The organism is Ancylobacter sp. FA202 (assembly GCF_000380205.1).
GTDB lineage: Bacteria > Pseudomonadota > Alphaproteobacteria > Rhizobiales > Xanthobacteraceae > Ancylobacter.
In genome coordinates, this window is sequence record NZ_KB904818.1 from 3,956,479 (window position 1) to 3,982,255 (window position 25,777).

The 25,777-nt window shown below is 66.5% G+C and carries 27 protein-coding genes; 13 read left to right on the forward strand and 14 right to left on the reverse strand.

Annotation, left to right across the window (positions count from 1 at the left end; genetic code table 11):
* The first annotated feature begins 2 nt into the window (after window positions 1-2).
* From sfnG to A3M1_RS0118260, 8 genes are all read left to right on the forward strand, one after another.
* On the forward strand, window positions 3-1,121 hold the full coding sequence (sfnG, locus tag A3M1_RS0118225; RefSeq protein ID WP_018390431.1) for a dimethylsulfone monooxygenase SfnG: 1,119 nt from the start codon (window positions 3-5) through the stop codon (window positions 1,119-1,121).
* A 44-nt stretch (window positions 1,122-1,165) separates the two neighbouring features.
* Complete coding sequence (locus A3M1_RS0118230; protein WP_018390432.1) at window positions 1,166-2,134, forward strand: AMP-binding protein; 969 nt, start codon at window positions 1,166-1,168, stop codon at window positions 2,132-2,134.
* Between the two features lie 10 nt (window positions 2,135-2,144).
* Entirely contained in the window at window positions 2,145-2,939 is a 795-nt protein-coding gene (locus A3M1_RS0118235; protein ID WP_198291143.1) for an ABC transporter ATP-binding protein, read from the forward strand.
* Window positions 2,940-2,946: 7 nt separating this feature from the next.
* Window positions 2,947-3,828 carry a branched-chain amino acid ABC transporter permease gene (locus A3M1_RS0118240; protein ID WP_018390434.1) on the forward strand — a complete coding sequence of 294 codons (882 nt, stop codon included), beginning with the start codon at window positions 2,947-2,949 and terminating at the stop codon, window positions 3,826-3,828.
* Between the two features lie 4 nt (window positions 3,829-3,832).
* On the forward strand, window positions 3,833-4,885 hold the full coding sequence (locus A3M1_RS0118245) for a branched-chain amino acid ABC transporter permease (protein ID WP_018390435.1): 1,053 nt from the start codon (window positions 3,833-3,835) through the stop codon (window positions 4,883-4,885).
* A 70-nt stretch (window positions 4,886-4,955) separates the two neighbouring features.
* Window positions 4,956-6,290, forward strand: a complete 1,335-nt coding sequence (locus A3M1_RS0118250) for an ABC transporter substrate-binding protein (RefSeq protein WP_018390436.1) — start codon at window positions 4,956-4,958, stop codon at window positions 6,288-6,290.
* 103 nt (window positions 6,291-6,393) lie between these two features.
* A complete protein-coding gene (locus tag A3M1_RS0118255; RefSeq protein ID WP_018390437.1) occupies window positions 6,394-7,773 on the forward strand; it encodes an ABC transporter substrate-binding protein in 1,380 nt (459 codons plus the stop codon).
* Window positions 7,774-7,825: 52 nt separating this feature from the next.
* Window positions 7,826-8,614 carry an ABC transporter ATP-binding protein gene (locus A3M1_RS0118260; protein WP_018390438.1) on the forward strand — a complete coding sequence of 263 codons (789 nt, stop codon included), beginning with the start codon at window positions 7,826-7,828 and terminating at the stop codon, window positions 8,612-8,614.
* 86 nt (window positions 8,615-8,700) lie between these two features.
* Here the strand turns inward: A3M1_RS0118260 and A3M1_RS0118265 are convergent, their stop codons facing one another.
* Both A3M1_RS0118265 and A3M1_RS0118270 read right to left on the reverse strand, forming a co-directional pair.
* A complete protein-coding gene (locus A3M1_RS0118265) occupies window positions 8,701-9,486 on the reverse strand; it encodes a hypothetical protein (protein WP_018390439.1) in 786 nt (261 codons plus the stop codon).
* A gap of 116 nt (window positions 9,487-9,602) precedes the next feature.
* Window positions 9,603-10,403 carry a MetQ/NlpA family ABC transporter substrate-binding protein gene (locus A3M1_RS0118270; protein WP_018390440.1) on the reverse strand — a complete coding sequence of 267 codons (801 nt, stop codon included), beginning with the start codon at window positions 10,401-10,403 and terminating at the stop codon, window positions 9,603-9,605.
* Between the two features lie 440 nt (window positions 10,404-10,843).
* Between A3M1_RS0118270 and A3M1_RS0118275 the strand changes: the two genes are divergently transcribed.
* From A3M1_RS0118275 to A3M1_RS0118290, 4 genes are all read left to right on the forward strand, one after another.
* On the forward strand, window positions 10,844-11,074 hold the full coding sequence (locus A3M1_RS0118275; protein ID WP_018390441.1) for a hypothetical protein: 231 nt from the start codon (window positions 10,844-10,846) through the stop codon (window positions 11,072-11,074).
* Between the two features lie 90 nt (window positions 11,075-11,164).
* Window positions 11,165-12,355 carry a methionine ABC transporter ATP-binding protein gene (locus A3M1_RS0118280; RefSeq protein ID WP_018390442.1) on the forward strand — a complete coding sequence of 397 codons (1,191 nt, stop codon included), beginning with the start codon at window positions 11,165-11,167 and terminating at the stop codon, window positions 12,353-12,355.
* Complete coding sequence (locus tag A3M1_RS0118285; protein WP_018390443.1) at window positions 12,348-13,025, forward strand: methionine ABC transporter permease; 678 nt, start codon at window positions 12,348-12,350, stop codon at window positions 13,023-13,025. The genes A3M1_RS0118280 and A3M1_RS0118285 overlap by 8 nt, the downstream gene beginning before the upstream one ends.
* Window positions 13,026-13,048: 23 nt before the next feature.
* Window positions 13,049-13,831, forward strand: a complete 783-nt coding sequence (locus tag A3M1_RS0118290) for a MetQ/NlpA family ABC transporter substrate-binding protein (RefSeq protein WP_018390444.1) — start codon at window positions 13,049-13,051, stop codon at window positions 13,829-13,831.
* Between the two features lie 85 nt (window positions 13,832-13,916).
* Here the strand turns inward: A3M1_RS0118290 and A3M1_RS0118295 are convergent, their stop codons facing one another.
* The 8 genes from A3M1_RS0118295 to A3M1_RS0118330 all read right to left on the reverse strand — a co-directional run bounded on the left by A3M1_RS0118295 (window position 13,917) and on the right by A3M1_RS0118330 (window position 21,426).
* Window positions 13,917-14,309, reverse strand: coding sequence for a RidA family protein (locus A3M1_RS0118295; protein WP_018390445.1), 393 nt, complete (start codon window positions 14,307-14,309; stop codon window positions 13,917-13,919).
* On the reverse strand, window positions 14,306-15,079 hold the full coding sequence (locus tag A3M1_RS0118300; protein ID WP_026221383.1) for an ABC transporter permease: 774 nt from the start codon (window positions 15,077-15,079) through the stop codon (window positions 14,306-14,308). The genes A3M1_RS0118295 and A3M1_RS0118300 overlap by 4 nt, the downstream gene beginning before the upstream one ends.
* The gene (locus A3M1_RS0118305; protein WP_018390447.1) at window positions 15,066-15,863 is read right to left on the reverse strand and encodes an ABC transporter ATP-binding protein; all 798 of its coding nucleotides are present in this window, start codon (window positions 15,861-15,863) and stop codon (window positions 15,066-15,068) included. The genes A3M1_RS0118300 and A3M1_RS0118305 overlap by 14 nt, the downstream gene beginning before the upstream one ends.
* An 11-nt stretch (window positions 15,864-15,874) precedes the next feature.
* Entirely contained in the window at window positions 15,875-16,894 is a 1,020-nt protein-coding gene (locus A3M1_RS0118310) for an NrtA/SsuA/CpmA family ABC transporter substrate-binding protein (protein WP_018390448.1), read from the reverse strand.
* Between the two features lie 71 nt (window positions 16,895-16,965).
* On the reverse strand, window positions 16,966-18,285 hold the full coding sequence (locus tag A3M1_RS0118315; protein WP_018390449.1) for a M20 family metallopeptidase: 1,320 nt from the start codon (window positions 18,283-18,285) through the stop codon (window positions 16,966-16,968).
* Window positions 18,286-18,308: 23 nt separating this feature from the next.
* Window positions 18,309-19,160 carry an ABC transporter ATP-binding protein gene (locus A3M1_RS0118320; RefSeq protein WP_018390450.1) on the reverse strand — a complete coding sequence of 284 codons (852 nt, stop codon included), beginning with the start codon at window positions 19,158-19,160 and terminating at the stop codon, window positions 18,309-18,311.
* Window positions 19,157-19,993 (reverse strand): ABC transporter permease, encoded by an 837-nt coding sequence (locus tag A3M1_RS0118325; RefSeq protein WP_018390451.1) that lies wholly within the window; start codon window positions 19,991-19,993, stop codon window positions 19,157-19,159. Before A3M1_RS0118325 ends, A3M1_RS0118320 begins: the two co-directional genes overlap by 4 nt.
* A gap of 17 nt (window positions 19,994-20,010) precedes the next feature.
* Entirely contained in the window at window positions 20,011-21,426 is a 1,416-nt protein-coding gene (locus A3M1_RS0118330; protein WP_018390452.1) for an ABC transporter substrate-binding protein, read from the reverse strand.
* 229 nt (window positions 21,427-21,655) lie between these two features.
* Here A3M1_RS0118330 and A3M1_RS0118335 point away from each other — a divergent pair, with 229 nt between their 5' ends.
* On the forward strand, window positions 21,656-22,465 hold the full coding sequence (locus A3M1_RS0118335) for a Crp/Fnr family transcriptional regulator (protein ID WP_018390453.1): 810 nt from the start codon (window positions 21,656-21,658) through the stop codon (window positions 22,463-22,465).
* Between the two features lie 29 nt (window positions 22,466-22,494).
* On the opposite strand, the gene A3M1_RS0118340 is transcribed toward A3M1_RS0118335, so the two are convergent.
* Genes A3M1_RS0118340 through A3M1_RS0118355 form a run of 4 tightly spaced genes read right to left on the reverse strand, consistent with a single transcriptional unit; the run spans window position 22,495 to window position 25,754 of the window.
* Window positions 22,495-23,451, reverse strand: coding sequence for a HEAT repeat domain-containing protein (locus tag A3M1_RS0118340; RefSeq protein WP_018390454.1), 957 nt, complete (start codon window positions 23,449-23,451; stop codon window positions 22,495-22,497).
* A 9-nt stretch (window positions 23,452-23,460) separates the two neighbouring features.
* Window positions 23,461-23,694 carry a ferredoxin family protein gene (locus tag A3M1_RS0118345; RefSeq protein WP_018390455.1) on the reverse strand — a complete coding sequence of 78 codons (234 nt, stop codon included), beginning with the start codon at window positions 23,692-23,694 and terminating at the stop codon, window positions 23,461-23,463.
* A gap of 9 nt (window positions 23,695-23,703) precedes the next feature.
* Window positions 23,704-25,440: a fumarate reductase/succinate dehydrogenase flavoprotein subunit gene (locus A3M1_RS0118350; protein WP_018390456.1), complete on the reverse strand. Its 1,737-nt coding sequence runs from the start codon at window positions 25,438-25,440 to the stop codon at window positions 23,704-23,706.
* An 11-nt stretch (window positions 25,441-25,451) separates the two neighbouring features.
* Entirely contained in the window at window positions 25,452-25,754 is a 303-nt protein-coding gene (locus tag A3M1_RS0118355; protein ID WP_026221386.1) for a gamma-butyrobetaine hydroxylase-like domain-containing protein, read from the reverse strand.
* Between the last annotated feature and the right edge of the window lie 23 nt (window positions 25,755-25,777).

The window sequence follows — 25,777 nt, forward strand, 5'->3', positions numbered from 1 at the left end:
CCATGACTGACCCCCTCGCGCCCTATCTGCATGAGCCCGTTCGCTTCGCGTACTGGATTTCGAACCTGTCCGGCGGACAGGTCGTGAGCAAGGTCGAGCAGCGCACGAACTGGGACTTCGATTACAATGTCCAGCTGGCGCGGGCGGCAGAGAAGGCGGGCTTCGACTTCGCCCTGTCCGCCACGCGCTTCGTCGGCGGCTATCGCGCAGACGGGCAGCACGAGGCGAGCACCTTCGCCATGTCGCTGCTGAACGCGACGGAGCGGCTCAACGTCATCGTCGCGATCATGACGGGCTTCTGGCACCCCGCCGTGGTGGCCAAGCTCGGCGCGACCGCCGACCACATTTCCAAGGGACGCTGGCATCTCAATATCGTCAGCGGCTGGTTCAAGCACGAATTCGACGTGCTAGGCGCCCCCTGGCTGGAACATGACGAGCGATACCGTCGCTCGACCGAATTCATCAAGGTGCTGAAGGGCGCGTGGACGCAGGACGATTTCAGCTTCCACGGCGACTACTACAACATCGACAACTGGCATCTGAATCCCAAGCCGAGCTTCAAGCCGCATCCCCTGATCTTCCAGGGCGGTTCCTCCACCGCCGCCCGCCGCATGGCGGCGGAGAATTCCGACTGGTACTTCACCAATGGCGGTTCCGTTGACGAACTGCGCACGCAGGCGCAGCAGGTGAAGACCGGCGCTGCGGGCTTCGGCCGGCAGCTGCGCGTCGGCGCCAACGCCTTCATCATCGCCCGCGAAACCGAGGCCGAGGCCCGCGGGGTTCACGCGGAAATCCTTGCCAAGGCGGATCCCGCCGCCGTGGCCGGCTTTGCCGAGGCGGTGAAGCAGGCCGGTCAGGCAACGGGTGACGGCATCGGCAATTGGGCGAAATCCACCGCCGCTGATCTCGTCCAGCCCAATGACGGGTTCAAGACCAATCTGATCGGCACGCCCGAGCAGGTCGCGCGCCGCATCGTCGAATTGAAGCACAACGGCATTGATCTGGTGCTCGCCGGCTTCCTGCATTTTCAGGAAGAGGTCGAGTATTTCGGCGCCCGCGTTGTGCCGCTGGTCCGCGAGTTTGAAGCCGAGACGGCACGCCGCCGCGCTGTAACGGCATGACCGCATTCAACCGTCCCGCATCCGCACGTGCTCCGGAGACACCGATGAACAGCTATGTCGAGCGCCGGTCGTTCCTTGCCGCCGCCGAACCTTCGGCATCGCTGCGCGGTGCCGAGGTGGGGGAGGCAATCCGCCAGCAGGCCGCCCGCCACCCGGGAAGGCCCGCCTTCCTGCACAAGCGTCACGGGCGTTGGTTCAGCTTCACCTGGGCTTATGTCCGCCAGGAAACCGCCCGCCTCGAAGCGGTGCTGCGGGCGCAGGACGCGCCGCAGCGAGGCCGCGAGATCCGGCTGGCGGTGAGCGGGCCCTATGATCCCGATCTGGTCCTCCTCGCCTTGGCGGCGTTGACGTTGGGCGGGAAGGTCTATGCCCTCGATCCGGAGCAGGCCGGCGAGGAACTTGGCCGCGCGCTTGCCACGATCGCCCCGACACACGCCTTCGTGCAAGGGCGCCGCGCCATCGGCGCCTGGCTCGAGACGCGCCCGGCGGCGGCTGTGCCGCTCTTCGTCACGCGTCCCTTCATCCACGGCAACGAGGCCTGGACCGTCGTGCCCTTGCGCGATCCGGCCGATGCGCTGGCGCCGGCCGCCCTCAGCCGTCCCGAGCCGGCCGCCGGCGGGGTCGTCTGGGTGGATGAGACAACGCATTGGCAGGGCGGGCTCGCCAGTATCATCGATGCGGTGCTGGACGAGGGCCTCACCGTCGCCTTCCCGGAGACCGGAGCCTCGGCATTGCGCGACCGCCGCGAACGGCAACCCGCCGCTCTCCTTCTCTCGGCTGCCCGCCGCGGTCGCCTCATCGAGGAGGACCGGGCCCGCCGCGGCGCGCAGGGCAGCCTCGTGCGCCGGCTGACCGATTGGGCCGAGCATTCGTCGGGCTTCGTCGCCCATCTGGTCAACCGGCGCCGCCTCGCCGTGCTTGGTCTGGCCGGGCTCGAACATCCCCATCTTCCTGTCGCCGCGCCCACGCGCGCCGCCGCCCTCACGGCGCGGCGGGTAGACGCGACGGTCTGAGGTCACGACGATGGGCTCCCCAAGGCGATCGGAAACCACGGCGCCACTGCTCGACGTGCGCGGCGTCTCGCTGTCCTTCCGGGGCGTGAAGGCTCTCTCGGACCTGTCTTTCGCTGTCGCCCGTGGCGAGATCTGCGCGCTGATCGGGCCCAATGGCGCCGGCAAGAGTTCGCTGCTGAACGTCCTCAACGGGGTCTATGTCCCCGATTCCGGCGAGGTCGTGTTCCGGGGTGAGCATTTCCGGCAGATCGAGCCGTCGGAGGCCGCCCGGCGCGGCGTCGCCCGGACCTTCCAGAACAATGCGCTGTTCCGGAAGATGTCGACCCTCGACAATGTCCTGGCAGGGCTGGCGCGCCATACGCGCTCCGGCTTTCTCACCCAGGCGCTGCGCCTTCCGGGCGCCCGGCGCGAAGAGAGGGAGTTGCGCGCACGGGCCGAGACGATCCTCGAATTCCTGGATCTCCAGCCCTACCGCGACCTGATCGTTGGCGGGCTCGCCTATGGCATTCAGAAGCGCATTGAGCTCGCCCGCGCCCTGGTCTCCTCGCCGACGCTGCTGCTGCTCGACGAGCCGCTGGCCGGCATGAACGCGCAGGAAAAGGCGGAAATGAGCGAGTTCGTCCGCGATATCAATCGCGACCTCGGCATCACCGTCGTTCTCATCGAGCATGATGTCGGCATCGTCATGAACCTCTCCGATCACATCGTCGTCCTCGATTATGGCCGCAAGATCGGCGACGGCACGCCGGAAGAAATCCGCAGCAATGCCGATGTCATCTCCGCCTATCTCGGCACTGTCCATTGAGGGTGTGATGAATCTGTTCCTTGAAACCCTCATCGGCGGCCTGCTTGCGGGCACGATGTACTCCCTTGTCGCGATCGGTTTCGTGCTGATCTACAAGGCCAGCGGCGTGTTCAACTTCGCGCAGGGCTCCATGCTGCTCTTCGCCGCCCTGACCTTCGTCACGCTGCTGGAAAAGGGCCTGCCTTTTGCCGCCGCGCTTGCCGTGACCATCGCCATCCTCATCCTCGGGGCGATCCTCATCGAGCGCACGGTGCTGCGCCCGCTCGCCAATCGCAGCCCGATGACGCTGTTCATGGCGACGCTGGGCCTGTCCTATGTGATCGAGGGCGCCGCGCAGGGGCTGATGGGTGCGCAGGTCCACGCGCTCGACCTTGGCATCGAGGATGTGCCGATCTTCATCGGCGACGTACTGATCAGCCAGTTCGACCTCGTGGCGGCGGCGACGGCGGTGACGCTGGCGCTGGTTCTGGCGCTGCTGTTCAACAATACGCGCATCGGCATCTCGTTGCGGGCCGTGGCGGACGACACGCGGGCGGCGCTGTCCATCGGCATCAATCTCAACCGGATCTGGCAGATTGTCTGGGCCGTCGCCGGCATTGTCGGTCTCGTCGCCGGCATGCTGTGGGGCGCGCGGCAGGGCATCCAGTTCTCGCTCTCGCTGGTCGTTCTGAAGGCCCTACCGGTGCTCATCATCGGCGGCTTCACCTCGATCGGCGGTGCCATTGCCGGTGGGCTGATCGTCGGTGCGGCGGAGAACCTCGCCGAGACCTATGTCGGTCCGTATATCGGCGGCGGCATCACCCCCTGGTTCCCCTATTTCCTCGCCATCGCCTTCCTCTACATCCGCCCCGCTGGCCTGTTCGGCGAGCGGGCGCTGGAGCGGGTGTGACGCCATGAGCCACGTCCTTTCTCAGACAGCTCGCCTCGCTCCCACCGTACTTCCCGAGCGTCGCTTCGGTCTGCGCCTGCCGCTGCTGCTTCTGCTGGCCTTCGTCGCCGTTCCTCTTCTGGGCAGCGACTACTGGCTGGGCGCGATCCTGGTGCCGTTCCTCGTCCTCTCACTCGCGGGCCTCGGGCTCAATCTCCTCACCGGCTATGCCGGACAGACCTCGCTTGGCTCGGGCGGCTTCATGGCGGTGGGCGCCTTCGCCACCTTCGGTTTCGTCGTCCATGGCGGCGTGCCGCTGCCGCTCGCGGTGCTCTTCGCCGGGCTGGTCACGGCCGGTGCCGGCCTTCTGTTCGGCCTGCCGAGCGACCGCATCAAGGGCTTCTACCTGATGGTGAGCAGTCTAGCGGCGCAGTTCTTTTTCGAGTGGCTCTTCCAGAAATTTCCGTGGTTCTACAATTACGGATCGTCCGGCACCATCACCCTGCCGCGTCTGGAAGCCTTCGGTTACGACATCGGCACCGCGGTCGGGCGCTATTATGTGACGCTCACCGTCGTGGTGCTGCTCACCTGGATCGCGGTCAATCTCGTCCGCAGCCAGACCGGGCGGAGCTGGATGGCCGTGCGCGACATGGACACGGCGGCCGCCGTCATCGGCATTCGTGTCTATCGCTCCAAGGTGCTCGCCTTCGCCGTCTCGTCCTTCTATCTCGGCGTGGCCGGCGCGCTCTGGGCCTTCCTCTATCTGGGGTCGGCCAGCGTGCAGAGCTTCGGCATCTCCCGCTCCTTCCAGATCCTGTTCATCATCATCATCGGCGGCATGGGATCGATCGCTGGCAATTTCATTGGCGCGGCCTTCATCAGCCTCCTGCCTCTGGCGATCGACCATCTCGCTCAGGCGTTCTTTGCCGGGCATGTCGATGCCGGCCTGCTCCAGAACATCCAGAAGGCGCTCTTCGGCGTGCTCATCATCGGCTTCCTGATCAAGGAGCCGGACGGGCTGGCGCGCCTTTTCCGCACCCTCGGCGAACGGCTGTCGAGCTGGCCGCTCCGCTTCTAGGCAAACAGGACGTGACCGTTTCGGGACGAGAACACGATCCGCCCCCCGCAAAACCCTCTTGGAGACCACGATGAAACGCCTCGTCCTGACCGCGCTTCTGGCCGCGAGTGTCGCGACCACCGCGCTGGTTCCCCCGGCGGCCTTCGCCGACAGCAAGGAACAATATGTGCCGCTGCCGACCTACCGCGTCGGCCCCTACGCATCCTCCGGCACGCTGTGGTGGGCCGGCACTCTCGACTATTTCCGCTACATCAACGAGGTTGAGGGTGGCGTGAACGGGGTGAAGCTCAAGGTCGAGGAGTTCGAGACCGAGTGGAGCCCGGACCGCACGGTCGAGGTCTATGAGCGCGTGAAGAACGGCAAGGACGGCGCGCCCGTCGCCTTCTTCTTCACTCATGGCACGCCGGCGTCCTACGCGCTGATCGAGAAGGGCGCGGCGGACAAGATCCCGCTGATCGACCCCGCCGGCGGGCGCACGGAATCCACCGACGGCACCGTCTTCCCCTACGCCTTCCCGCTGCTGTTCAACTATTTTAGCCAGGCCTCGGTCGGCATCAACTACATCGCCCAGAAGGAAGGCGGCTTCGACAAGCTGAAGGGCAAGAAGATCGTCACCGTCTATCATGACAGCGCCTATGGCCGCGAGACTCAGGCGGCGGTGGAGCTGCTCGCCAAGAAGTACGGCTTCGAGAATTTCCAGATCCCGGTCGCCGACCCGGGTAATGAGCAGTCGCCGCAGTGGCGCCAGGTGCGCGAGATCAAGCCGGACTGGGTGTTCCTGCGCACCTGGGGCGTCTCCACCCCCGTCGCCATCAAGACCGCGCAGCGCTTCGGCATCCCTGCCGATCGCATCATCGGCGATGTCTGGGCCGGCTCGGAGGCCGACGTGATCCCTGCAGGCACCGCCGCCAAGGGCTATCAGGCGCTTGCCCCCTATCCCGGCGGCGCCGGCTTCGAGATCCATGATCGCCTGCGCAAGACCATTCTCGATACCGGCAAGAGCGACCTGCGCGACACGAAGTTCTTCGGCGCGGTCTATTACAATATCGGCCTCATCAACGCCGTGCTCGCCGTCGAGGCGCTGCGCGCGGGGCAGGCCAAATTCGGCAACAAGCCGCTCAATGGCGAGGAAGGTCGCTGGGGCTTCGAGCACCTGACGATCGACGACGCCCGGCTGAAGGAAATCGGCTTCTACGGCCTGCTGCAGCCGATCAAGCTCACCCCCGCCGATCATGAAGGCGGCGGCGCGGCCCGCATCCAGCAGTGGGATGGCGACAAATGGGTGCTGGTGACCGACTGGATCCAGGCCGACCGCGACACGCTGCGCCCGCTGGTCGAGGCGAAGGCCGCCGCCTACGCCAAGGAGCACAACATCACGCCGCGCAGCCCTACGGCTGAGAACTGATGCGTGCGGGGAGGGCGGGGGGTCCCGCTCTCCCCGGCCATTCCAGCCGAACCGTGGCCAAGGTCCGCCGCGACCTTCTCTCCCGCTTGATCGGAGTCCTCCTATGAACCCCGCTTCCGCAGCCCTGCGCGCCTTGCGGCGTGTCGCCCTGCCGGTCGGCCTCGTCACCTGCCTCGCAACGTCCGCCTTTGCTGTCGACACCCACCCCGGTCCGGATTCCGACAAACAGTTCTTCCCGATCGCCAGCTACCGCGTCGGGCCCTATGCCTCGGCGGGAGTGCAGATCTGGGCGGCGATGATCGACTATCTGCGCTACGTCAACGAGGTCGAGGGCGGCATTAACGGCGTCAAGATCGTCTGGCAGGAATGCGAGACGGAATGGACCGCCGACAAGGGCATCGAGTGCTACGAGCGGCAGAAGCACGGGCTCAACGGCGCGCCCGTCGCCATCTACCTGCCGAACGGGGCACCCGCCGCCTATGCGCTGACCGACCGCGCGGCGCAGGACAAGATCCCGCTCATCACCCTTGCCTATGGCCGCACCGAGGCGACCGACGGGCGCGTCTTCCCCTATATCTTTCCGGTCATCCTCACCTTCTACAGCGAGGCTTCCGCGCTGGTGAACTACATCGCCGAGCGCGAGGGTGGCCTCGACAAGCTGAAGGGCAAGAAGATCGCCACCGTCTACCACGACAGCGCCTATGGCCGCGAGACGCTGGAGCCGCTGGAGCTGCTCGCCAAGACCTACGGCTTCGAGAACATCCAGATCCCCGTCGCGGACCCCGGCAACGAACAGTCGTCCCAGTGGCGGCAGGTGCGCGAGGCCAAGCCCGACTGGGTGTTCCTGCGCACCTGGGGCGTCTCTACCCCGGTCGCCATCAAGACGGCGGTCCGCTTCGGCTTCCCCGCTGACCGCATCATTGGCGACGTTTGGGCGAGTTCCGAGGAGGACGTACTGCCGGCTGGCGAGGCCGCCAAGGGCTATCTGGCGCTGACGCCCTATCCGGCCGGGGCCAGCTTCGACATCCATCAACGGCTGAAGAAGGCGATCATCGACACCGGCAAAAGCGATCTGCGCGATACCTCCACGTTCGGCAGCGTCTACTACAATTCCGGCCTGACCGACGCGCTCATCTTCGTCGAGGCGGTCCGCATCGCGCAGAAGAAGTTCGGCAACCGGCCGATCACCGGCACGGAAGGCCAGTGGGCGCTGGAGCACCTCAAGCTGGACAATGCCCGGCTGAAGGAAAACGGCTTCTATGGCCTCGTGCAGGAGCTCCAGCTCACTCCGGCCGATCACGAGGGCGGCGGCGCCGCGCGCGTCCAGCAATGGGACGGCACCAAATGGACCCCGGTCAGCGACTGGGTACAGGCCGATCGCGCGCTGCTGCGTCCGCTCATTGACGCCAAGTCGGCCGCCTATGCCAAGGAGAAGGGCATCACCCCGCGCGATCTGTCGCAAGACCTGTCGAAGCAGCAGTGACGCAGCCGCCGGGCGCGTCATGCGCGTCCGGCCCATTCCGGGAGCACGCCGCATGTCGACCCAAACCCCTCCGCCTGTCGCAACCGGCGCCGGCCTCGCGCCGCTGGTCGAGTTGCGTGGCATCGAAGTGGTCTACGACGCCGCCATTCTCGGCGTCGCCGACATTTCACTCACCGTCGCGCCCGGTGAGATCGTCGCCCTGCTCGGCGCCAACGGTGCCGGCAAGAGCACGACGCTGAAGGCCACCTCCGGCCTGTTGGTCGCCGACCGCGCGCTTGTAAGCCGCGGCTCGGTGCTCTTTCGCGGCGAGGACATCACCGGCGTGGCACCCAACCTGCTCGCCACGCGCGGGATCGTGCATGTGCTGGAGGGCCGTCATGTCTTCGGCCATCTCACGGTCGAGGAGAATCTGCGCACCGGCACCTTCCTGCGCCGCCTCGGGCGCCGGGAGACGGAGCGGGACCTGGACGAAATCTATGGCTATTTCCCGCGCCTCAGGACCAAGCGAAAAACCCCCGCCGGCCTGACCTCCGGCGGCGAGCAGCAGATGCTCGCTATCGGACGCGCCTTGCTGACGCGCCCGGAACTGGTGCTGCTCGACGAGCCTTCCATGGGGCTGGCGCCGATCATCGTCGAGGAGATCTTCGAGATCATTGCCGGGCTGAATCGCACCAAGGGCACGACCTTCCTCGTGGCCGAACAGAACATAGCGGTCTCGCTGCGCCACGCCCATCGCGGCTATGTGCTGGATGGAGGAAAGGTCGTGCTCACCGCAACCGCCGCCGATCTGCGGGAACGCGACGACCTGCACGAGATCTATCTCGGGCTGGCCAGTGTCTGAGGGCTAAGAGACTTGCGGCGGGGAACTCCTCGCCGCCGCTGCGGATCACCCGTCGCTTGCCGTCCTGCCAGGGCCGAAGGAGGGGATCAGCCGCCGCGCGCGCGAAGCACGGCATCGGCCGCCTCGACAAAGCCGCTGCCGCCAGGTCCCTCGGTGATCCAGGCGGGTAGCGATGGAATTTCGTGGAGGTATTCAACGACCGTGCTCACGCCGACGCTCTGGCGGAAGAAGGCGAACATCGGCGCGTCATTGGTGGAATCGCCGACATAGAGCACCGCTTCATTGTCCGCGTCGATGTCGAGCCCATAGCTCTGCGCGAGCACCCGGCGCGCCATGACGAGCTTGTCATAGGCGCCGATCCAGCCGAGCACCCACAGATTGTTGACCGTGGTCGAGGCGCCGGCCTCGCGCAGGCACGCGACCAGCGCCGCGCGTTCATCCGCCCCGTCCGGCTGGACGAAGGCGAGGCTGGTGAGGCGAAACGGCTGGTCGTCGGCAAACCGGGCGAAGGGCAACTGCGCCCGCACCTCTTCGCCGATGCGGGCGAGTTCACCGGCAACTCCCGCGCGCGCGCTCTCGTCATGCCAGAAACGGCGCGTCAGGCCATGGCCATTCGTGTTGCGGTAAAAATGCAACCCGCCGTTCTCGCCGATGACCCCATCCACCGGCCACATGCGGGCCATCTGGTCGCACCAGCCGGCCGGCGCGGCTGTGACCGGAATCACCGTCACGCCGGCGCGCTCGAGGCGCTCCAGCGCGTCATAGGTCGCCGCGCCGAGGCGTCCGTTGAAGGTCAAGGTCTCGTCCATGTCGGTGAGGACGAAGCGTACCCGACCGAATTCATCAGTGGCGGCACGGCCCAGTGGCTGCATTCCGGTTTCGCCTGTTGTTTGTGGTGTTCACATGGCCGAAAGGCCGGGCGGGTCATGCCCGCTCGGCCCTGCTTCGGCATTGATGGTGCCGGCGCCACACGGGCGCGGTCCCGATCTCACCAGGCGGGAAGCACCGCGCCCTTGAAGCGGGTGTCGAGGAAGTCCTTCACCTCCGGCGACTGATAGGCCTTCACCAGCGTGACGATGACCGGCTTGGTTTCGTCGCCGGCGCGCACCGCGACGAAATTGCCATAGGGATTGTTGGTGCGGTTTTCCTGCACCAGCGCGTCCTTGCGCGGGTCGAGCTTGGCGCCGAGCGCGTAATTGGTGTTGATCACCGCGCCGTCGAGGTCGGGAAGCTGCTTCGGCAGCAGCGCGGCGTCGAGCTCGCGAAACTTCACCTTCTTCGGATTGTCGGTGACATCAAGCACGGTGGGCAGCAGGCCCTTGCCGGTTGCCAGTGTGATCAGCCCGTTCGCCGCCAGCAGGTTGAGGGCGCGTCCGCCATTGGAGGGGTCGTTGGGAATGCCGATCTGGGCGCCTTCCGGCAGATCCTTGAAGTTCTTCACCTTCACCGAATAGAAGCCGATCGGCTCGACGATGGTGAAGCCGGCCGGCACGATCTTGTAGCCCCGGGCGGCGATCTGCGACTCGAGATAGGGCTTGTGCTGGAAGGCGTTGGCATCGAGATCGCCGCGCGAGAGCGCCTCGTTCGGCAGGGTGTAGTCGGAGAAGGCGATGATCTGGATGTCGAGGCCGTCCTTCGCGGCGACCTTCTTGACGACTTCGGCAATTTCTTCCTCGTCGCCACCAATCACGCCGAGCTTGATCTTGTCAGCGGCGTGCGCCGGGAGAAGGCTAACCGCGGCGAGCGCGGCACCAAGGGCGGCGCCCAGCCAGTGCTTTGAAAGGTTCATGGTTCACTCCTCGAAGGGACGTGGCGTCAGCGCGCCGGGCCTCAGGAGAGGCCTGTCGGCGGCGGTAGTCTACTAACTAAATGGAATACTCATTATGCGCATTTTGCAGGCGTACTGCGCATGAAATGTGCAATGTGAGCGCGCATTGAGTAGTCTATCAACTTAATTGACAATTAGCGATGTTGACGCTACAACACCTCTGCGGGCTGGCTTTTGCGGGTCGCCCGTCGCGGAATTTGACACCCGGCAGCTTGCACCGCGTCACCAACGCTAAAGCGCCACGGAGCGACTTCGTGGTCGGGCAATGAGCTTGAGGAGCTGAGCCATGACCATGTGTTGTCGACATCTCGTACGGCCCTGAGCCGCTAATCCCCCTTCGCGTTTGATGTTTCCATCCGGCACCTGGCGGTTCGCCTGTGCCCGATTCCGGGATGAATGAGATGAGTTCCGTTTTTGCTGCGGGTGCCGATGCGCGCCTGTCGACCGCCGCTGCTGTTGCCGCCTCCTATACAGCAGAGCCTACCCTTGACGACATACTCGCCGATCCCCTCGTTGCGCTCATTCTGCGCCGCGACGGACTGACGGTTAGTGCCGTGCGCACCAGGCTCGACCGCGAGCGCCGGCGCCTCGCGGAGCGGGGCTGGGCGCCGGTCCTGCGCCGCGCCGCCTGAGGCGCGGGCGGCATTGGAGCTTCCACGTCACGCGAACCCGGCTCCATCCGGCAAGCGCATCCTGACCATGCGAACCAACCAACTTTCGAGATGATGCTGAACGACACCGCTACAGCCGCCTTCGACACCCCGCTGTTCCGCGACCACGCGGCGGCGGGGTCTTTTGCCGGCCCGCCGGCCGGGACGGGGAGGGCAGAGGCACCGGACGGCCGCGCTTCTGCGGGTCCCGTGGCCGGCGGTGCCGCCATCGTCCTGGATGACGTCTCGAAGGTGTTTCCCGCGCGGGGGAGCGATGCCCCGGTCGAGGCGCTGAAGAACGTTTCCATCGCCATCCCGCAGGGCGAGATCTATGGCGTGATCGGCCGCTCGGGCGCTGGCAAGTCGACTCTCATCCGCGCCATCAACGGTCTGGAGCGGCCGACCAGCGGCGAGGTGGTCGTCGACGGCGTCGCCATCAACCGCCTGACCGAGGCCGGGCTGCGCGACCAGCGCCGGCGGATCGGCATGATCTTCCAGCATTTCAACCTGCTCTCCTCGCGCAGCGCCTTCGACAATGTCGCGCTGCCGCTGGAGTTGGCGGGCGTGTCGCGCGCGGCCACCCGCGAAAAGGTGCTGGACCTGCTGGAGCTCGTCGGTCTCTCCGACAAGAAGGACCGCTATCCCATCGAACTCTCCGGCGGGCAGAAGCAGCGGGTCGGCATCGCCCGGGCGCTGGCCACCGACCCGCGCGTGCTGCTCTCGGACGAGGCGACCAGCGCGCTCGACCCGGAGACCACCCGCTCCATCCTGCGCCTGCTGGCGCAGGTGAACGCGCGGCTCGGCGTCACCATCGTGCTGATCACCCACGAAATGACGGTGATCAAGGAAATCTGCCACCGCGTGGGCGTCATCGAGGCCGGCCGCATCATCGAGGAAGGCCGCGTCTCCGACGTGTTCGCCCATCCGAGCACAGCGACGGCGCGCTCCTTCATCGGCAGCCTGCCCGGCCGGGAGATCCCCGCGACGCTGGCCGGCCGGCTGCGGGCGGAAGCGACCGGCGCCAGCCAGACGGTGCTTCGCCTCACGCTCACCGGCGATCCCGCCAGCCAGCCGTTGGTGACGCAGCTTGCCCGCGAGCTCGGCATCGACATCGCCCTGCTGGGGGGCCAGATCGACAGCATCGGCGCGCTGCCTTTCGCTCTTCTCTATGTCGGCGTGCCGGTCGGCGCCTGGGCCGAGGGCCCCTTGCGCGCCCGGCTGGAAGCCGCGGGTGCCACAACGGAGGTGGTCGGCCATGTTTGACTGGATCTCGCCCGCCATCCTCGACCTGATCCTCGGCTCGACGCTTGAGACGCTGTATATGGTCGCCCTGGCGGCACTGATCGGCACGCTTGCCGGCCTGCCGCTCGGCATCTTTCTCGCCACGAGCGGCAAGGGCGAGCTGTTCGAGGCCGTGGCGGTGAACCGCGTGCTCGGGCTGGTCGTGAACGCCACGCGCTCGACGCCCTTCATCATCCTCGTCGTCGCCATCATTCCCCTGACACGCCTCATCGCCGGCACCTCGATCGGCACCACGGCGGCCATCGTGCCACTGTCCATCGCCGCCACGCCCTTCATCGCGCGTATCGTCGAGGCGGCCATTCGCGAGGTCGATCAGGGGCTGGTGGAAGCTTCGCTGGCCATGGGCGCGACGCCCCTGCAGATTGTGCGGAAAGTGTTGATTCCCGAAGCCCTTCCGGGCCTCATCCTCGGCGTCACGCTGGCCATTGTCAGCCTGCTCTCGAACTCCGCCATGGTCGGCGCGGTCGGCGGCGGCGGGCTGGGCGATCTCGGCATCCGCTACGGCTATCAGCGTTTCATGCCCGAAGTGATGCTGCTCGTCGTCATCGTCCTCATCATTCTCGTTCAAGCCGTCCAATCCCTGGGCGAATCCCTCGCCCGCCGGGTGAACCGCCGCGTGCGGCGGCTCTGACGGTCCTTTTCCGGAGATTCTCCATGGTGTTGCGTTCCTCTCTCCTCGCCATTGCCCTCACCCTGTTCGCCGCCGGGACCTCATCGGCCGAGACCATCCGCATCGCGGTAACACCCGGTCCGCACGCGCAGATCCTGGAGGCGGTCAAGCCGATCGCCGCGGCGAAGGGCCTCGACATCAAGATCATCGAGTTTTCGGACTATGTGGTTCCGAACCAGGCACTCGACGCCGGCGAGATCGAGGCCAACTCATTCCAGAACCAACCCTATCTCGACAATCAGAAGAAGGACCGCGGCTACAGGATCGAACCGGTCGCGCTCACCGTGAACTTCCCCCTCGGCGTCTATTCCAGGAAGTGGAAGGCGTGGGATCAGGTGCCTGATGGAGCGACCATCGCGATCCAGAACGACCCGACCAATGGGGGGCGCTCACTTCTGCTCCTGCAGGACAAGGGCGTGATCACGCTCAAGGACGGCGTCGGCTTCAAGCCAACCCCGCTCGACATCGTCGCCAACCCGAAGAAGCTGAAGTTCATCGAGCTGGAAGCCGCGCAGACACCGCGCGCGCTCGACGATGTCGATGTCGCCGCCATCAACACCAACTACGCGGTCTCGGCCGGCCTCGACCCGGTGAAGGACCCGATCCTCAAGGAAGATGCCAAGGGCCCCTATGTGAACCTGATCGCGGTACGGGCAGGGGACGCCGGCAAGCCCTGGGTGGCGACGCTGGTCGAATCCTATCGCTCGCCGGAGGTGAAGGCTTTCATCCTCGATACGTTCAAGGGCGCGGTCCTGCCGTCCTGGTGAGCCGGGCACGCTGTTCTATAACGCTGCGGCGGTTCTCGCCGCAGCTGATCCGCGCGTCGTGCCTTTCGTCATGCGGTGATGCCGCTCAGGGCACGACTGCCGTCGCCTCCAGCTCGACCTCCGCTCCCTGTTCCAGAAGGGTGATGCCGACGCCCGTCGTCGCCGGCGGGTGCGTCGGGAAAAGCTCGCGCCTTACCCGGTCAAGGATCGGCCATTGCCGCGGTCGGTCGGTGAAATACATGGTCAGGCGCGCCACATGCTGGAGCTCGCTGCCATGGGCGCGGAGCACGAGATCGATATTGGCGAAGATGCGCCGGATCTGCGCCTCGGTGCCCTCGACCACCTTTCCGGTCGCGGGGTCGGTACCGATGAGGCCGGCGACGAAGACCAGGTTGCCCACCCGCACGCCGGGAGAAACCCATCCCTCGAAGGCCGGCCCCAGCGCCGGCACAGGGTTGATGATGCGGCTCTCACTCATGTCTTGCCCTCCCAATGGACGATGCGGCGTGCGGTGAAGGTGAGGGCGCGGTCGGCGATCAGGCCGATCAGGCCGATGAGGACGATGCCGACGAAGACATCGGCGGTCTTGAAGAAGGTCGAGGCGTCCGAGATGACGAAGCCGAGCCCGCGATCGCCACCCAGCAGTTCGGAGGCGACGAGGATGGAGAGCGCGGCGGCCAGTGCCACACGTAGCCCCACCACCACATGCGGGAGCGAGGCGGGGAACACGACGCGCCAGAACACCTGCCAGGGCGAGGCCCCGAGCGAGCGGGCGGCGCGGATCTTGTCCTCCGGGCAGCTCGCCACGCCCGCCTGCGTGTTCAGCATCACCACCAGCATGGCGTAGTAGAAGATGATGAGCACCTTCGAGACCTCGCCAATGCCGAACCACAGGATGAACAACGGGATGAAGGCGAGGGGAGGGATGGGCCGGATCAGTTCGAACGGCACCAGGCAGACGGCATCTATCCGGGGATAGAGCCCGCGCAGCAGGCCGAGGCTGACCCCCACGAAGGCCGCCAGCAGGAAGGCCGTCAGCACGCGCCAGAGGCTCGTGCCGATATGCACGAACACGCTCACCCCGGCATAGCCGCGTGTGAGAACGTCCCACAGCGCGGCACCGATGGTCGCCGGTGCGGGCAGCAAGATCTGCTCGACCAGACTGAAGCGCGTCGCACCGTCCCAGGCGAGGAGAAGCATCAGCGGGGACGCCAGCACCAGGGCGAGATGGGACCTAGGTGAGGGCATGGGCACGCGCTCCCGTCGTGGCCGCCGGCGAGCCGGCCTTCATGGTGAGGTAAATGCGCTCGCGCAGCCGCAGGAATTCCGGGTCCAGCCGGTTGAGCCCATCCCAGCGCGGCGCCGGCAGCGCCACATCGAACGCGGCGTCGAACGTGCCGCCGCGCTTGGCGAGGACGAAGACGCGGTTCGACAGGAACACCGCTTCCTCGATACTGTGGGTGACGAACACGATGGTGCATCTCGTCGCCGCGTGGATGCGCAGCAGTTCCTCCTGCAGCGCCTCGCGGGTCTGCACGTCGACCGCCGCGAAGGGCTCGTCCATCAGCATGATGCGCGGGCGGGCGGCGATGACGCGCCCGACGCCGACGCGCTGGCGCATCCCGCCGGACATCTCATAGGGATAGAGGCCGCCGGCGCCCTTCAACCCGACCAGTTCGAGCACATGCTCGCTGACGTCGCGGCGCTCGGCCTTGGCGACGCCACGGCAGCTGAGGCTGAACTCGATATTCTGCCGGGCGGTGAGCCAGTCGAACAGCGCCCCGCTCTGAAACACGACCGCCCGCTCCGGCCCCGGTGCCGTGATGGGCGCGCCGTCGAACAGAAGGCGCCCGGAGCTTGGCTGCCGGAACCCGGCGATGAGGTTCAGCAACGTGGTCTTGCCGCAGCCTGAGGGGCCGAGCAGCGAGACCACCTCGGAGCTGCCGAGCGTGAAGGAGACGCGATCGAGAACCGTGGAGGCTCCATAGGTGAAGGAGACATCCACGGCCTCAAGAAGGGGCGCTGGGGCCATAGCCGGGCGGCTCAGGGGTGGGCCTTGAGGTAGTCGATCAGCGGCTGCTGGTCGACGAGCCCCGCCCAGCTCGCGGGCAGCGCCTTGATGCGTTCCAGCGACAGCAGGAACGCACCGATCTCGGCGGCATGCTTGACGAACGCGCCGTCCTGCGGCTTGCCGGGCGTGCCGAGATAGGCGTCGGTCAGCTGCTCCTTGTAGCTCGGGCGCACGATCTTCTGGCGGGCGACCAGCGCGCGGATTTCTGCCGGGCTCTTTTCCAGCCGCTTCGCCTCATACTGCAGCACCTCATCCGGCGCCGCTCCGAGGCGATCAACCGCCTTGTCCCACACGGCGAGGAATTTCTGCACCTCGTCCTTGTTGGCGGCGAGGTACTCGGTGCGGCCGGCCCAGACGCCATAGGTGGAATTGTTGAGGCTCGCCGTTGTGGCGATGCGGACGCCGCCCTGCTCTTCAAGCTTGGCGATGTTCGGCTCCCAGGTGAAGGCGGCGTCAATCTGCTTGGCCGTATAGGCGGCGGGAATCTGCGCCGGCGCGAGGTTCACCAGCGTCACCTCTTCCGCCTTCAGCCCGCCCTGCGCGAGTGCGACCAGGATGTGGTGATGGCTGGTGGAGCCGAAGGTCACGCCGATCTTCTTGCCCTTCAGGTCGGCGAGCGTCTTGATCCCGGATTCCGGGCTGGCGACCAGACGCACATGCTCGGAAAAGGACTGGTCGATGAGAAACACCGCCAGCGGGATGCCATTGGCGTAGCCGGTGATCGTCGGGAATTCGCCGAACCAGCCAATGTCCACTTCCCTAGCTGCCAGCGCCGGAAGGATCGCCGGCCCGGCCGGGAAGGCATGCAGCGAATAGTCGAGGCCAGCCTCACGGAACAGGCCGGCGCCATCGGCATATTGCAGGATGGTCTGCACGTCGCCCGTCTGCCACGCAATGCGCAGCTTCGCCTCGGCCGCGCTGCCGAGTGCGCTTGCCATGATGGCAACAGTCGCCAGGCGTGCAAGTGAAACGAAGAACTTCGGCTTGCTCATAGTTCAAACTCCAGTAATTCAATGTATTTATACAAAAATAATAGACTATTTAAAGCGACGCTGACGGCAAACTAATTGCCTCTTGCGGATCCGTTGTCTTCCTTCTGAAGGATATCCAGGATCGCCAGCGCGAGGACCTTCGTGGCGGCGACGGATTTGCTGATATGGATGAATTCGTTGACCGGTGGCCAGCCATCCTCGCCGGGGCCGAAGGTCACGGCATTGATGCCTTTATGCGCAAAGCGGATCGTGTCGTTGTAGGCATTCTTGCGATAGAAGCGCGGCGCCTTGCCGGTCACGCGGCGGTAGGCGTCCGCGACTGAGCGGGCCGGCTCGGCATCCGCCGGCAGTTCTTCCGTAGCCGCCACGAAGAGCGAGCCCGGCAGCAGGCGCGCTTCCGCCTCGAAGGCATTGTCGGCGCGCTTCAGCTCGCTGATCGCGGCGCGAATGTCGCCAAGCACGCTGTCCGCCGTCTGCCCGGGCACAAGGCCGACAATGGCGAGGATCGCGCTCGCTTTGTCCGGCGTGAACTGCAGCTCGCCCTCGATGCCGCCGCGCGCGCGCACCACCGCGACGCGGGGCGGCGTCCCGCCATAAAGGCGCGGCGGTATGTGCGTGAATTCCAGCGTCTCCAGCCGCTTGATGAGGTCCGCCAGCTTGACCAGCGCATTGATGCCGGTGTCGGGACGCCAGAGATGGGTCTTCACGCCCGTGGTCGTCACTTCGACAAGGCAATTGCCGGCATTGGCGACGCCGATATCCACCCCCCAGTCGCCTTCCGGTCCGGTCCAGGCGGTGGGCTCGACCGTGATCTCGTAATCCGCCGTCAGGCCGAGCTCATCAAGCAGGTAGATCGCGCCGTCCGTGCCGTGGCGCTCCTCGTCGCTGGTAAACACCGCCTTCAGCGTCGCCGGAAAGTGCAGGCCCTCGGCGCGGATCGCCTTCAGGGCGAGCAGGATGGCGGCGACATTGCCGCGCGTGTCGGACGTGCCGCGACCGTAGAGCCGGTCGCCGTCCCGCGTCGCCTGGAAAGGCTGCCCGCCGGTGCGGGTCCATGCCGCCGGATCGCCGGCGGGGTAGGTGTCGAGATGGTCGTTGACGATCAGCACCTTGCCGCCGTCCTCGCCCGGCCAGACACCGATCACATTCGGCCGCCCGGGGGTCTTGGTCGGCCGCGTCACCGCGAAGCCAAGCAGCTGCAGCTGGCCGGCGACATGCAGCGCGATCGCCTCCTCCTGCGCGCCGGGGAGATCGGGGTCGAGCGGGTTTTCGGCGGCCGGCTGGCCGATGCCGACCAGCTCGACCGCAAGGGCGAGCCACGCCTCCTCGGTGATGCGGGCGAGTATGCGCTCTTCGCGTTCGGACAGGGGGGCGGCGACGGCAGCGTTCATGATGTCGGTCCTGAGACAGGGGCTCAGCGTGCGTGCGGGGGCGCGCCGAGGGGGCTGAGGCGGGGAAGCGTGTCGGTTCCCGGCCGGGGGCGCAGCAGATCGAGGCAATGCCGCTTGAGGCGGCCGAACGGCGGTTCGGCGACAATCTCGGCGCGCCGCGGTCGCTCGAAGGGCACGGTGATATCCTCGACGATGCGGCCCGGACGCGGGCTCATCACCAGCACCCGGTCGGCCAGGAACAGCGCTTCGTCGATGTCATGCGTGATGAAGACGATCGTCGTGCGCAGGCGGGTCCAGATGTCGAGCAGCAGCTCCTGCATCATCATCCGCGTCAGCGCGTCGAGCGCCCCGAAGGGTTCGTCCATCAGCAGCAGGCGCGGATGGTTGACCAGCACGCGGGCAATCTCCACGCGCTGCTGCATGCCGCCGGAGAGCTGCTTGGGATAGCGCCCGGCGAACCCGCCCAGGCCGATCAGTTCGAGAATCTCGTCGGCCTGTCGATGCCGCTCCGCTTTCGGGATGCCGCGCATCTTGGGGCCGAAGGCGATGTTGTCGCGCACGTTCTTCCACGGAAACAGCGTGTGGTGCTGGAACACGATGCCCCGGTCGGGATGCGGGCCGGAAATGGCCGCGCCATCAAGGGTGAGCGCGCCGTGGGCGGGGGCGATATGGCCGGCGAGGGCGCCGAGCAGCGTCGACTTTCCGCAGCCCGAGGGCCCGAGAACGCAGACAAATTCGCCCGCCGGCACCGTGAAGGACACGTCCTGCACGGCTTCAAACGCCTCCGCCCCCTGGCCCAGCCGGATGAAGACGCCCTCCGCGTCGATCCGGCCCTGTTCGGCGTGGCCATGCGCGCGCCGCTCGTGCCCGCTCACCGGCGGGCCTCGTCGGTCGAGTGCCACGGCGTGAGCCGGGCCCCGGCGCGGCGCAGCAGGGCGCTGGAACCCATGCCCATCAGCCCGATCAGCACCATGCCGACCACGATGTCGGGGTAATTCTGGAGCGTGTAGGATTCCCATGTGTAGTAGCCGATGCCGTACTGGCCGGAGATCATTTCCGCCGTCACCAGGCAGAACCACGACGTGCCCATGCCGATGGCGAGGCCGGTGACGATGCTCGGCGCCGCCGCCGGCAGCACCACTTCGCGCAGGATCGCGCCCCAGCCGGCGCCGAGGCTGCGGGCGGAGGCGACGAGGCGCGGGTCGACATTCTCCACGCCGTGGATCGTGCTGAGCAGGATCGGGAACAGCGCGCCGGTGAAGGTGATGAAGATCATCGACAGCTCGGAGGACGGGAACATGAGGACTGCCAGCGGGATCCACGCGACCGCCGGGATCGGGCGCAGGATTTCCAGCGGCGGCATCAGCACGTCGCCGGCAAGGCGCGAGCGCCCCACCGCGAGGCCGAGCATGACGCCGGCAAGGGCGGCGAGTCCGTAGCCCGCAAACACGCGCGACAGGCTGCTCGTCACATGATCGAACAGCTTCGAGGATTGCAGCAGCTCGATGCCCGCCTGTGCCACCTCCACCGGCGGCGGCACATTGCGAAAGGTGACGATGCCGAGGTCGAGGCGCAGCTGCGCCGCCGCCTGCCAGGCGAGGAGGCAGACCCCGAGCGAGGCCGCGCGCAGCAGCCAGCGCCCAACTCCGGCGAAACGGGCCGTGTCCGGGACGGATCGGCCGGAGGGAAGAGGGCGCGGACGTGCCATTGCGTGCGACCCGGCCGTCAGTTGCTGGCGAGGGTGGCGGACTTCACGCCCGGGAAGTCCAGCACCTTTCCGCCGTTCTTCTTCGCCCAGTCATCCGCGCTGGTCTTGAGCAGGAAGGCGCTCACCTCGCCAGTGTCGCCCCTGACGAACCAGGCTTGCGCGGCCAGCAGCTTGATGCCGCTCTCGCGGTCCTGGGCGTAGACCACGCGGGCGATCTTCTCTTCTGTTTCGAGCTGCTTGAGCGCCTTGAAGGCGTTCTCGGCCGAGGCGTAAGGGCGCACCAGCGGCTCGCCCTTGACCCAGATCTGCGCCACGCGCTTGGGATCGGTGATCGCCTCGCCGGTCAGCGCGTCCTTGGCATCGAGCGGCGAGGGGGCGTAGTTCTTTAGCGCCTTTTCATAATCGAGGCCGGAGGCCGTGAACGCGGCGCGGATATAGGTGTCGTCGACGAAGCTGCCGACATCGATGCCCTGATCGGCGCGCTTGAGCAGCTTCAGCGTGTCGATCGAGGTCGACACCGCCTGCTTGTATTCCGGCTTCCAGGTGAGGTCGCGCGTCTGCAGGCCGAGCGGGCCGTGGAACAGGTAGTTCACCTCCGCCTCGATCCCGGCCGTCTTGGCGATCAGCTCGGAGTATTTTTCCGGCTCCTGGGCGAACAGCCGGTCGGCCTCGATCACCGCCTGGAAATAGGCGGTCACGACTTCGGGGTACTTCTTGGCGTAGTCGGCATCGACCAGCACGCCGTGGAAGGTGGCGCCATTGGCCTGCGAGCCGTCATAGATCTTGCGGGCGAAGCCGCGCCAGGGAAACAGCTCGGCGAAGGGTACGAAGTCGGCATGGGCATCAATCTGGTTCGATTGCAGCGCCGAGCCCGCCACTTCCGGCGCCTGGGTGATGATCTTCACGTCCTTTTCCGGGTCCCAGCCCTGCGCCTTGACGGCCCGCAGCAGCAGGCCGTGCGCCGTGGAGGCGAAGGGCACCGAAATGGTCTTGCCCTTGAGGTCGGCCAGCGACTGCGCCTGCGAGACCGCTGGCACCACGATGCCGTTGCCCGAGCCCTTCACGCTGCCGGACAGCACGCCGACGAACAGGCTCTTCCGGCCGGCCTTCTCGTGCGCGACGCCGTTCAGCGAGCCGGGGAAATCGGCCATGATGCCGAAATCCAGTTTTCCCGCGATCTGCTCGTTGGTGATGGGCGCGCCGGAGGTGAAATTCTTCCAGACGATGTCGTAGGTCACGTCCTTGTACTTGCCGTCGCGAGGCAGGTACTTGTCGAGAAGCTTCAATTCCCGCACCAGCAGGCCGCCGGTGGCGGTGTTGATGGTGGTGTCCTGTGTGCCGATGGCGACGCGGACGGTCTCAGCTCCCGCAGCAACCGAGAAGACGCTTGTGGCGGCGAGCAGCGCGGCGGCGATCGTCGTGCGTATCTGCATGGTGAACCTCATGACAGGAGCGGATCGGCGCCTCGTGGCGCCATTCAACAGAACCCGTCCGCAATTACGGAGGATCCCTTCTGCTGTCTGTGGTTACATGCGAGCTAGTGTGCTTGAAGCAATTAATTTGCCCGTCTCCGGCCGCCCGCACCGCTAAAGAAAACGCGCCGGCGCCTTGCGCGTCCCAAAATTCTACTGTTTAACTAGACTATAATCAGGGAGCGCCCGGATGCAGCTTGATGCCCGCAAGGCTGGCGAGGTCGCCGCCAAATCGAGACCTGCCAGCCTGGCCCAGGCGCGGGACGCCACGCCGGGTATCCTGCCCGGCGACCATGCGCTGTTCCTCAGTGAAAGTGTGGAGGGACTGAACGAGGGCGCCCATTTTCTTGATCGGCTCAGCGCCACCGAACGCCAGCGGCTGCGCGATGTCGGCCGGCAGGTCACCTTCCATCCCGGCGAGAGCGTGTTTGCGCAGGGCGAGCCCCATGCCGGCATCTTCATCATCGAGGAAGGCCGGGTGCGCGTCTTCTACACCGCGCCGTCCGGCCGCGAGATCACGCTCGCCTATTGGACGCCCGGCCATTTCTGCGGCGGCCCCGAGATTAGCGGCGGCGGCACGCATATCTGGTCCGGCGAGGCGCTGGAGGAGTGCCGCGTGCTGCTGGTGCCGAGCAGCGCGCTGCATGGCCTCGTCACCCAGCTCCCCAATTTCGCTCTGTGCCTCATCGAGGGGCTCGTCGCCAAGGGCAAGAGCTATTCCGCCATGGCCCAGATGCTGGGCACCCGCTCGGTGATCGAACGACTGGCGCAGTTCCTGATCAATCTCGGCGCGCTCTATGGCGAGCGCGAAGGGCGCGCCATCGTCATCCACCGGCGCATCACTCATGATCAGATCGCCGCCATGGTCGGCTCCACCCGCCAATGGGTGACGATGATGCTCAAGCGGTTCCAGAAGGACGGCGTCGTGTCGGTAACGCCAAAGGCGATCCGCATCGACCGGCCGGACCTGCTGCTCCATCTCGTCTCGAAGGAGAATTGAACCCGCACACCGGTGCGCCGGTGCGCGGTTCAGGCCGTGAGGCGTCCCAGCGCCCACCGCACCGTCTTGCGCACCTCGGGATCGGGGTCGTCGGCCCGCTGCTCCAGTTCCACCCGTGCCACGGGATCGGCCATCTCGCCGAGCGCCGCCGCGGCCTCCTTGCGCAGGATCGCCACCTCATGGCCGAGCAGCGGCAGGATGAGCGGAATGGCCGTGCGGGCCTTCAGCGATCCGAGGCTACGCAGCGCCTTCTGCCGCACCTGCCAGAACGTGTCGCCGAGCGTGCGGGTGAGCCCCGGTATGGCTGAGACGAGGCCGATGCGCCCCAGCGTCTCGGCGGCCGAAGCGCGCACCTGCCAATGCGCATCCTCCAGAGCCTGGACGACGGCGTCAGCGGCGCCATCGTGGCGGCTGAAGGCGAGCGCGTCGACCGCGACTGTGCGCACATCCGGCTCGGGGTCACGGGCGGCCGCGATCAGCGAGGGCAGGGCGTCTTCCCGCTTGAGATAGGCGATGACGCCGGCCGCCTGCACACGCACCCCGGGTTCCGGATCGGTAAGGGCGATGAGAGCAGGGCCCAGCGCCGCGTCCAGCCGAAGCCCGCGCAGCCCGCCCAGCACCGCCGCCCGCACGAAGGGCGAGGCATGGGCGGCGAGCGGCAGCAGCGGGGCGCCGGCCTCGGGTTGCTTCAGCTCGGTGAGGCTGGCCGCCGCCGCCGCCGCGACATTTGGGTCGGCATCGACGACCAGCCGGGCCAGCCCCTCGGCCGCCGCCGCGCCGTCGAACTCGCCCAGCGCGAGGGCGACCTGGAGACGGACACCGGCGTCCGGGTCCTCGGTCAATGAGCCGATCGGCCCGATGGCATCCGGGCTTGCCGTGCCGGCAAGTTCGATGACGGCGAGGCGCCGCACCGCAGGATCGGACTCGCGCAAGCGTGCCGCGATCTCCCCGACATCGCCGAAATCCTCGAAGGGCTCGAACAGCACGATCGGACCTCAGCGCAGCAGATAGGGAATGTTGACCGTCACCGCCCCGGTCGGACAGTCGGCCTCGCACGGCATGCAGTACCAGCATTCGTCATATTTCATGTAGGCCTTGCCGGTTTCTTCGCTGATCCGCAGCACGTCGAGAGGGCAGACATCGACGCAGACCGTGCAGCCCTTCTCGGCGATGCACTTGGCGTCGTCGACGACGACGGGAACAGTCGTGGGAGAGAATGCGAGGGGCATGGTGGTTCCTCAGGCCTGCTTGCGGACGCGCAACTGGTCGTAGGCGCCGCGTTCCTCGTCCTCGATGGGAACGCTATAGGGCGCGATCGGCTGCTTTTCGGAGACCATGCGGCCGTCCTTCTTGCGCAGCAGCGTGTGGCAGAACCAGTTCTCGTCGTCCTTCTCAGGGTACTCGACACGGTTGTGGTAGAGCCCCCAACGGCTTTCGGTGCGGAACAGCGAGGCGTGCGCGGCCATGTCGGCGCAGTCGAGAATCGAGGCGATCTCCAGCGCCCGCATCAGCTCGTGCGAATCGCGGGCAACCATCGCGGTGTCGAGGTCCTCGCGGATCTCGGCGAAACGCTGCTGGCCGATCTTCATCCGCGCCGTCACCTTGGGCGGCTGGAGATAGTCGTTCACGAAGCGCCGCGTCTTGTATTCGAGCTGGTTCGGCGGAATGCCGTCCTCGCGCTTGGTCGGCGCCAGCACGCGGGCGCGCTCTTTGGCGATGAACTCGGCGTCGATCTCGGGAAGGTCGACCTCGCCGATATAGGAGGCGGCGTGCTCGCCGGCGACGGCGCCATTGGTGAAGGCGCCCAGCATGTAGTTGTGCGGCACGTTCGCCATGTCGCCGGCGGCGTAGAGCCCCTGCACCGTGGTGCGGGCGAACTCATCCACGAAGACGCCCGAGGCGCTGTGGCCCGAGCAGAAGCCGATTTCCGAAATGTGCATCTCGATCATCTTCTCGCGGTAATCCGTGCCGCGCGTCGCGTGGAAGCGGCCGCGCGAGGGGCGCTCCACCTTGTGCAGGATGGTTTCGATCTCGCCCACCGTGTCGGGATGAAGATGGTTGAGCTTGAGGAACACCGGCCCCTTGCCCGACTGCAGCTCGTTGTAGAATTCCTGCATCATCTGGCCCGACCAGTAGTCGCTCTCGATGAAGCGATTGCCCTCCGCATTGGCGGTATAGGCGCCGAAGGGGCCGGCGACATAGGCGCAGGCCGGGCCGTTATAGTCCTTGATCAGCGGGTTGATCTGGTAGCATTCGAGATTGGCCAGCGCCGCCCCGGCATGGAACGCCATGGCGTAGCCGTCGCCGGAATTGGTGGCGTTCTCATAGGTGCCCCAGAGATAGCCGGACTGCGGCAGGCCCAGCCGACCGGCCGCGCCGAGGCACAGGATCACCGCCTTGGCGCGCAGCACCAGAAATTCGGCGCTGCGTGTGTTCACCGCGATGGCGCCGGCAATCCGCCCGTCCGGCGCGGTGAGCAGCCGGGTCGCCATGTAGCGGTTGGAAATCAGCACCTGCTCGCGGCGCAGCTGGCGATAGAGCGCCTTCTTCACCGTGTCGCCATTGGGCATCGGCAGGACATAGGTGCCGAGATGGTGCACCTTCTTGACGTCGTAGTCGCCATTGCCGGTCTTCTGGAAGCGGATGCCGAAGCGGTCCAGTTCCTGGATGATCTCGAAGCAGCGCTCGGCATACTTCAGCACCGGCGCCTGGTCGACGATACCGTCATTGGCGATGGTGATTTCCTTGGTGTACTGCTCCGGGGTGGCGTAGCCCGGCACCACGGCGTTGTTCAGCCCGTCCATGCCCATGGAGATGGCGCCGGAGCGCTTCACATTGGCCTTTTCCAGCAGGACGACGCGCGCCTTCGGGTTGTTCTGCTTCACCTTCAGCGCCGCCATCGGCCCGGCGGTGCCGCCGCCGATCACCAGCACGTCGCAATCGACCTGCGAGAGGCCGTCCTTTATCGCATCCATGGAAGACGTCCTCACGCCGTGCCGTCGGCGATGGCGCGCAGATGGCGCCAGGGATAGATGCCGCGATCATGTCCGTCGGAAAAGGATAGCCGTACGGCGTAGGCTCCGATGGGTTCGACGCGGGTGAGCGTCACGCCATCTGCCGGTGCCGCTACCCCTTCCAGCGCCGCCCGAACCGCTGATGCGGAGCGGCTGTGCCGGCGCAGCAGTGGCGCGTCAAGGCGGGATACGGCCCCGTTCTCCCAGGTGATGGCGAGGACGCTGCGGTTATCCGTGAGCTTGAGTTCGAGCGGGACGGCTTCATCGGGTGTCATGGCGTCACCATTGCAGAAGCGGG